At 71.6% G+C, this 7424-nt stretch carries 8 protein-coding genes, 1 rRNA gene and 1 other annotated feature; all 9 genes read left to right on the top strand.

Annotated elements, in window-relative coordinates:
- Positions 1-49 precede the first annotated feature (49 nt).
- Positions 50-147: a sequence feature (23S ribosomal RNA rRNA prediction is too short), on the top strand.
- An 86-nt stretch (positions 148-233) separates the two neighbouring features.
- Positions 234-350 (top strand): 5S ribosomal RNA (gene rrf, locus SSNG_RS15475).
- A 150-nt stretch (positions 351-500) separates the two neighbouring features.
- Complete coding sequence (locus tag SSNG_RS15470) at positions 501-1154, top strand: HAD family hydrolase (protein WP_007264781.1); 654 nt, start codon at positions 501-503, stop codon at positions 1152-1154.
- Positions 1155-1209: 55 nt separating this feature from the next.
- Positions 1210-2448, top strand: coding sequence for an MFS transporter (locus SSNG_RS15465; RefSeq protein WP_007264780.1), 1239 nt, complete (start codon positions 1210-1212; stop codon positions 2446-2448).
- Positions 2420-3568 carry an acetoin utilization protein AcuC gene (locus SSNG_RS15460; RefSeq protein WP_007264779.1) on the top strand — a complete coding sequence of 383 codons (1149 nt, stop codon included), beginning with the start codon at positions 2420-2422 and terminating at the stop codon, positions 3566-3568. Before SSNG_RS15465 ends, SSNG_RS15460 begins: the two co-directional genes overlap by 29 nt.
- 91 nt (positions 3569-3659) lie before the next feature.
- Complete coding sequence (locus tag SSNG_RS15455) at positions 3660-4490, top strand: phosphatase (RefSeq protein ID WP_007264778.1); 831 nt, start codon at positions 3660-3662, stop codon at positions 4488-4490.
- Positions 4491-4605: 115 nt separating this feature from the next.
- Positions 4606-4815 (top strand): helix-turn-helix domain-containing protein, encoded by a 210-nt coding sequence (locus SSNG_RS15450; RefSeq protein WP_042803574.1) that lies wholly within the window; start codon positions 4606-4608, stop codon positions 4813-4815.
- 144 nt (positions 4816-4959) lie between these two features.
- A complete protein-coding gene (locus tag SSNG_RS39695) occupies positions 4960-5058 on the top strand; it encodes an AURKAIP1/COX24 domain-containing protein (RefSeq protein WP_003948845.1) in 99 nt (32 codons plus the stop codon).
- 96 nt (positions 5059-5154) lie between these two features.
- Positions 5155-6225 (top strand): NAD-dependent epimerase/dehydratase family protein, encoded by a 1071-nt coding sequence (locus SSNG_RS15445; RefSeq protein WP_007264776.1) that lies wholly within the window; start codon positions 5155-5157, stop codon positions 6223-6225.
- Positions 6225-7214 carry a lysophospholipid acyltransferase family protein gene (locus SSNG_RS15440; RefSeq protein ID WP_007264775.1) on the top strand — a complete coding sequence of 330 codons (990 nt, stop codon included), beginning with the start codon at positions 6225-6227 and terminating at the stop codon, positions 7212-7214. The genes SSNG_RS15445 and SSNG_RS15440 overlap by 1 nt, the downstream gene beginning before the upstream one ends.
- Positions 7215-7424 lie beyond the last annotated feature (210 nt).

The following is a 7424-nucleotide window of genomic DNA, read 5'->3' as shown; positions in this document are numbered from 1 at the left end:
CGCTGAAAGCATCTAAGCGGGAAGCCTGCTTCAAGATGAGTATTCCCACCTCCTTGAGAGGGTAAAGGCTCCCAGTAGACGACTGGGTTGATAGGCCAGATGTGGAAGCCCGGTAACGGGTGGAGCTGACTGGTACTAATAGGCCGAGGGCTTGTCCTCAGTTGCTCGCGTCCACTGTGTTAGTTCTGAAGTAACGAACTCGCCTTGCCGGCTGGAGTTCAACTTCATAGTGTTTCGGTGGTCATAGCGTTAGGGAAACGCCCGGTTACATTCCGAACCCGGAAGCTAAGCCTTTCAGCGCCGATGGTACTGCAGGGGGGACCCTGTGGGAGAGTAGGACGCCGCCGAACAATCTTTGTGGGAAAGCCCCGCACCTTCTGGTGCGGGGCTTTTCTGCGTTTACGGGCCGGCAGGGCCCGCGGGGCCCGTTCGGGGGCGTTCAGCCGTTTACCGGCACGGGGTTGCCGTCAACCTGAGCTGACTGCTCGTATGGTGGGCCGATGGGCTATGAGCTGGTCATCTTCGACAACGACGGCGTCCTCGTGGACAGCGAGCCGGTCGCCAACACGATCCTCTCCGAGTACCTGACGGAGCTCGGGCACCCCACCACGTACGAGGAGTCCCTGCGGGACTACATGGGGTCCGCCGTGCACCGGGTGCACGACCTCGTCCAGGAGCGGACCGGGCAGCGGCTGCCGGCGGACTTCGAGCGGATCCTCAACGAGCGCCTCTTCGCCGCCTTCGAGCGGGAACTGCGGCCCGTCCCCGGAGTGACCGACGTCCTCGGGGAGCTGTCCGCGACCGGCATGCCCTACTGCGTGGCCTCGTCCTCCAGCCACGAGCGGATCCGGGTCGGGCACCGGGCGTCCGGGATGGACGAGTGGTTCGAGGAGGAGTGGATCTTCAGCGCGGAGGAGGTCGGGAAGGGCAAGCCCGCGCCGGACCTGTTCCTGCACGCCGCCGACATGATGGGCGTCCACCCCTCGCGGTGCGTGGTGATCGAGGACAGCCCCCTCGGGGTGGAGGCCGCACGGGCCGCCGGGATGGACGTCCTCGGCTTCACCTCGATGGTGCCCGCCGAACGGCTCGCCGGGGCCACCGCCTGCTTCGGGGAGATGAAGGAGCTGTCCGCCCTGCTCGGACTGGGCGGCTGATCGGTTGTGTGATCTCTCTACCCACGGGTAGCCGGGGGCCCTACGCTGTGCCGCCATGACGGTTGACGTACGGCTTCGCCGTGGGCGCGGGGCGCTCGGGTTCAGCTTCTTCGTGCAGGGCGTGGCCTTCGCCCTGCTCGTGACGCGGATCCCGGCCATTCAGGACCGGTACGGGATATCCGACGGGCTGCTGCCCGCGTTCCTCGCCGCCGTGCCGGTCCTCGCCGGGGTCTCCAGCGTCGCGACCGAGCACCTGGTGAAGCGCGTCCCGCCCGGCGTCGTGCTGCGGTGGGCCCAGCCCGTCGTGCTGCTGGCCCTGCTCGGGGTGGGGGCCGGCAGCGGGATGTGGCAGGTGGCGGTGGCCCTGGGGGTGTTCGGGCTGGCGGTGGGGGCGCTGGACGCCTCGATGAACATGCTCGGGGTGAGCCTGCAGCGGGCGTACGGGCGCTCCATCATGCTGGGGTTCCACGCCTCGTACAGTCTCGGCGGGATCCTGGGGGCGTCGGCGGCCTGGGCGGGGGCGCACTGGCAACTGTCGCTGTTCTCGGGCTACCTGCCGGCCGTGGCGGTGCTGCTGCCGCTGGCGTTCTTCGGGAGCCGGTTCTACGTGGACGCAGCGGCCGGGGGCGGGAAGGCGGAGCAGGGGTGGCCCGCGGGCGGGGGGAAGCTGCTGCTGCCGCTGTGCCTGGTGATGGCCTGCGCGTACATCGGGGACTCGACGGTGGCGAACTGGAGTGCCAAGTACCTCCAGGACGTGCTGGGGAGTTCGGAGCAGCTGGCGACGGTCCCGTACAACGTGTACATGGTGACGACGCTGGCCGGGCGGGCGGTCGGGGACCTGGGCGTGCGCCGGTTCGGGGCGGTCGCGGTGGTGCGGGCCGGGACGGTGGTGGCGGCCTGCGGGTTCGGGGTGGTGGCGGTGGCGCCGGGGGCCTGGGTGGGGATGCTCGGCTTCGCGCTGCTGGGGGTCGGGCTGTGCGTGATCGTGCCGCAGACCTTCGCGGCGGCGGGGCGGCTGGCTTTTGAGAAGTACGGCCCGGGTGCGTCCGACACGGCGGTGGCGCGGCTGAACGTCTTCAACTACGTGGGTTTCCTGATCGGTTCGCCGCTTGTGGGCGGGATCGGGGACGCCTGGAGCTACCGGGGCGCGATGGTGGTGCCGATGGTGCTGGTGTTGGTGACGTTGTTCCACGCCCGTTCCTTCGGCGCCGGCGGGGCCCGATACGGTGTCGGGCATGAGCGGCGAGCCGGTGACCGGGCTGTTGATGTGGGACGAGGCGGTAACGGGGTATGACTTCGGACCGAGCCATCCGATGGATCCGGTGCGCCTGGCGCTGACCATGGGCCTGGTGCGTGCCTTCGGGCTGGACCGGGCGATGGAGGTGCGGGCGGCCCCGGCGGCCGGGGACTCGACGCTGAGGCTGGTGCACCGGGAGGACTACGTGGCCGCGGTGCGGGAGGTGTCGGCGGATCCCGGGCTGGCGGACGGTTCGTACGGGCTGGGGACCCTCGACGATCCGGCGTTCCGCGGGATCCACGAGGCGTCCGCGCTGATCGCCGGGCAGTCGGTGGCGGCGGCGGAGGCCTTGTGGCGGGGGGAGGCCGGGCACGCGGTGAACTTCGCGGGCGGGCTGCACCACGCGATGCCGGGCGGGGCGGCCGGGTTCTGCGTGTACAACGACGCGGCGGTGGCCATCGCCCGGCTGCTGGAGCTGGGCGCGGAGCGGGTCGCGTACGTGGACGTGGACGTGCACCACGGGGACGGGGTGCAGGCGGCGTTCTGGGACGATCCCCGGGTGCTGACGGTGTCGCTGCACGAGCACCCGCGGACGCTGTTCCCGCAGACGGGCTGGCCGGAGGAGACGGGCGGTCCGGCGGCCGAGGGGAGCGCGGTGAACGTGGCGCTGCCGGCGGGGACCGGCGACGAGGGGTGGCTGCGGGCCTTCCACGCGACGGTGCCGGAGCTGCTGGCGGACTTCCGGCCGCAGGTGCTCGTGACGCAGCACGGGGCGGACACCCACTTCGAGGACCCCCTCGCCCACCTGGCGGTGTCGCTGGACGCGCAGCGGGCGGTGCAGGAGGCGTGCCACGCGCTGGCGCACGAGTACGCGGGCGGGCGGTGGCTGGCGCTGGGCGGCGGCGGGTACGCGGTGGTGGACGTCGTACCGCGGTCGTGGACGCACCTGGTGGGGATCGCGGCGCACCGGCCGGTGGATCCGGCGGCGATGGTGCCGCAGTCGTGGCGGGACGAGGCGTACGCGCGGACGCGGCAGGGCGGGCCGGCCCGGATGACGGACGGGCGGACGCCGGAATGGCGGGACTGGGAGGCCGGCTACGACCCGGCGGACCGTACGGATCAGGCCGTTCTGGCGACGCGGAGGGCCGTGTTCCCGTTGCGCGGGATGCTGGTGTGACGCAGGGTCAGCCCTTGGCGCGGTTACGCCAACTGTGGGGCGGTTCGGAGGAATTGATGAACCGGCAGGTCCGGTGCGGCAGCATCGGAGGGTGTTGAGCACCGGCGCGTTGCGTGCGCATCTGCTGGCCGCCCGGTTGGCCGGGCCCGTCGCCACGACGCGGGAGGAGAGCCTGCGCAGCTACCGGCTGTTCGCGGCGGGGGACCCGCGGGTGTTGCTGGGGTTGGAGCCGGAGCGCCGGTGGGGTGTGGGTGAGCTGCTGGGGCTGATGGCGGCCAGGTGCGGGGTGTCGGCGGATCCGGCGCACGTCAGCGGGCCGGACGTGATCGATCCGGAGCGGACGGTGGCGGCGCTGGAGGCGTTCGCGGTGCGGCTGGGGGCGGCGGCGGGGGCGCGGTCGCCGGTGCTGTTCGGGACGGGGCACCCGCACCGGCTCCTGCCCTTCTACGCCGCTTTGGCCGGGGCGCTGTCGGCGGCGGGATGTGTTGTCCTCACTCCGGCGCAGGGGGTGCATGTCGACATGGCGACCCGGTTCGGCGTACGGCCGCACCGGATCGATTACGTACGGGGGGTCGCGCTGGTGCGGGAGTCCGGCGCGCGGGGCGCGGGGAGTGCCACCGGCGCACACTCCCATTCGCCGCTGCCGGTTCGGGTCGCGCTGGGGGCGCTGGCGGCGGCCGGGGGGCCGTTGCCGGAACTGGTGGTGGGTGATCACGGGTGGGTCTGCGGTGCAGGTCAGCTGGGTGTGGAGGCGATCGGGCTGGGCGATACGGATGATCCGGCGCTGTTCGTCGGGGAGGCCGAGGGGCGGGTGGTGGTGACCGTTCCGCTTGATGACGGGGTGCGTTCGGACTACTACGGTCCGCTCATCCGGCACGTGCTGCACCGGGCCGGCCTGTCGGGGCGTCAGGAGTGGCCGTAGCTCCTCTTCCCCACTCGTATCACCCGCCCCTACTCTGGGGAGTGAGCGTGCGACGACGAGGAGTAACCGGAGGGGAAGCCGGTGCCCGTCATGCGCGGAAGGTCAGGTGGGTGTCATGGCTGCTGGCGAGAGGCCTCTCAGTGAGGTTCAGTTCCTGACCGTGGCGGAGGTCGCCTCGGTGATGCGAGTGTCGAAGATGACGGTGTACCGGCTGGTGCACAACCGTCATCTGCCCGCGATCCGGGTGGGCCGGTCCTTCCGGGTCCCCGAGAACGCGGTCCACGAGTACCTCCAGGAGTCCTTCGTGGGGGTGGAGTCGGCCTGAGATCCAGGCCTCCTGCCGAGGCTTGGTAACTCCTGCGGAGGGCTCGGATTACAAGCTCCGAGTTTGGGCGGGTAGGCTAGGCCGACGTAGGTCGTGTGGGCCCAGACGCCCCGCACCAGTGAAGAGAAGTGAGCGAGGGTAGTCGTGGGCTCTGTTATCAAGAAGCGGCGCAAGCGGATGGCTAAGAAGAAGCACCGCAAGCTGCTCAAGCGCACCCGCGTCCAGCGCCGTAACAAGAAGTAAACGGCAGCTGTACGTGTTCTCCGCAGCCCCTCCACCATCCTGGTGGAGGGGCTGCGGTGCAGCCGGGGGTACTTCTTCGAGGGAGGCGCTGAGCTCGTGGGGAAGGTCGTGCTCGTCACCGGGGCAGCCCGGCAGCTGGGGGGCCGCTTCGTGCGCCGCATCCAGCGTGACCCGGAGGTGGAGAGGGTCATCGCGGTCGACGCGGTGAGCCCGCCGCACCGGCTCGGCTCGGCCGAGTTCGTGCGTACGGACATCAGACAGTCGGCCATCGCCCGGGTGCTCGCGGAGCACGCCGTGGACACGGTGGTCCATCTCGCGGTCACCGGGGGCGCCGCGGCGGGGGTGCCGGGCGGGCGCAGCACCGTCAAGGAGACGAACGTCATCGGGACGATGCAGCTCCTGGGGGCCTGCCAGAAGTCCCCGACGGTACGGCGGCTCGTGGTGAAGTCGAGCACCAGCGTGTACGGGGGCACGGCGCGGGACCCGGCCGTGTTCACGGAGACCACGCAGCCGAAGTCGCTGCCGGCGGGCGGCTTCGCGAAGGACGCCGCCGAGGTCGAGGGGTACGTACGGGGCTTCGCGCGGCGGCGGCCGGACGTGGCGGTGTGCGTGCTGCGCTTCGCGAACATCCTGGGGCCGTTCGCGGACTCGGCGCTGGCGGAGTACTTCTCGATGCCGGTGATGCCGACGGTGCTGGGGTACGACCCGCGGTTGCAGTTCGTCCACGAGGACGACGTGGTGGACGTGCTGAGGCTGGCGGCGGGGGAGCCGCAGCGGGGCACGCTGAACAGCGGGACGTTCAACATCGCGGGTGACGGGGTGCTGCTGCTGTCGCAGTGCGCGCGGCGGCTGGGCCGGCCGGCGGTGCCGTTCCTGCTGCCGGCGGTGACGTGGGTGGGGCAGGCGCTGCGGGCGGTGGGGGCGACGGACTTCTCGCCGGAGCAGATCCGGCTGCTGACGCACGGGCGGGTCGTGGAGACCACGCAGATGCGGGAGACGCTGGGCTTCCGGCCGATGTACACGACCGCGGAGACCTTCGCGGACTTCGCGCGGAGCCGGGGGAGCGGGCTGCTGCCGCCGGAGCGGGTGGCGCGGGCCGTGGGGCGGGTCGCGGAGCTTTTGGACGTTGACGAGGTTGACGAGGTTGCCGAGGGAGTGGAGCGATAGTGGCCGACGCCAAGGTCATCCCGTTCGACGAGGACCGGCCGCGCCGGCGGGCCGGTGCGGCCCGGAAGGTGCGGGCGGTCCCGGACCGGCCGGAGCCGGTGGAGCCGGTTGAGCCGGCCGCGGAGGCCCCGGTGCGGGGCGGCGGCGGGGGCGGCTGGGACCGGCGGATCGCGGGCGGGCTGGCGTTCCTGCGGCGGCGGATCACGGGCGAGTACGAGGTCGACGAGTTCGGCTACGACAAGGAGCTGACGGACCAGGTCCTGATGTCCTTGATGCGGCCGCTGTTCGAGAAGTACTTCCGGGTGGAGGTGCGGGGCGTCGAGAACATCCCGAAGGAGGGCGGCGCGCTGATCGTGGCGAACCACTCGGGGACGCTCCCGCTGGACGGCCTGATGCTCCAGGTGGCCGTCCACGACCACCACCCGGCGCAGCGGCACCTGCGGCTGCTGGCGGCGGACCTGGTGTTCATGTTGCCGGTGGTGAACGAGCTCGCGCGGAAGGCCGGGCACACGCTGGCGTGCGCGGAGGACGCGCAGCGGCTGCTGGAGGCCGGGGAGCTGGTCGGGGTGATGCCGGAGGGCTTCAAGGGGATAGGGAAGCCGTTCGGGGACCGGTACAAGCTCCAGCGGTTCGGTCGGGGCGGCTTCGTCTCGACGGCGCTGCGGGCGGGCACGCCGATCGTGCCGTGCTCGATCGTGGGGGCGGAGGAGATCTACCCGATGATCGGCAACGCGAAGACGCTGGCGCGGCTGCTGGGGTTGCCGTACTTCCCGGTGACGCCGACGTTCCCGTGGCTGGGGCCGTTGGGGGCGGTGCCGTTGCCGACGAAGTGGACGATCCAGTTCGGGGAGCCGATCCCGACGGACGGGTACGCGCCGGAGGCGGCGGAGGATCCGATGCTGATGTTCAACCTGACGGACCAGGTCCGGGAGCAGATCCAGCACGCGCTGTACAAGCTGCTGGTGCAGCGGAGGTCGGTCTTCTTCTGACGGCCGGTGGGGCGGGCAGGGGGTGCCGCTGCGCGGAGCTGCTCCCCGCCCCGCCCTTCGCCCGTTCCCCGGGGCTCCGCCCCGGACCCCGCGCCTCAAACGCCGGCGGGGCTGGGTGTTGCCGTCCCCGGGGCTCCGCCCCGGACCGCGCGGCTCGAACGTCGGCGGGGCTGGGTGGTCCTTGTCGGATCCCGCGCCGGAGCGCCCGGG

The sequence above is a fragment of the Streptomyces sp. C genome, assembly GCF_000158895.1.
Taxonomy (GTDB): Bacteria; Actinomycetota; Actinomycetes; order Streptomycetales; family Streptomycetaceae; genus Streptomyces; species Streptomyces racemochromogenes.
Note: the sequence above shows the minus strand (reverse complement) of the source record. Positions and strands in the feature narration are given on the sequence as shown.

What these genes read in the sequence shown, in the direction of transcription:
- SSNG_RS15460 (WP_007264779.1), top strand. Translation starts at nt 2,420, where the DNA reads ATGTGGGACGAGGCGGTAACGGGGTATGACTTCGGACCGAGCCATCCG.
- SSNG_RS15450 (WP_042803574.1), top strand. Translation starts at nt 4,606, where the DNA reads ATGGCTGCTGGCGAGAGGCCTCTCAGTGAGGTTCAGTTCCTGACCGTG.
- SSNG_RS15470 (WP_007264781.1), top strand. Translation starts at nt 501, where the DNA reads ATGGGCTATGAGCTGGTCATCTTCGACAACGACGGCGTCCTCGTGGAC.
- SSNG_RS15465 (WP_007264780.1), top strand. Translation starts at nt 1,210, where the DNA reads ATGACGGTTGACGTACGGCTTCGCCGTGGGCGCGGGGCGCTCGGGTTC.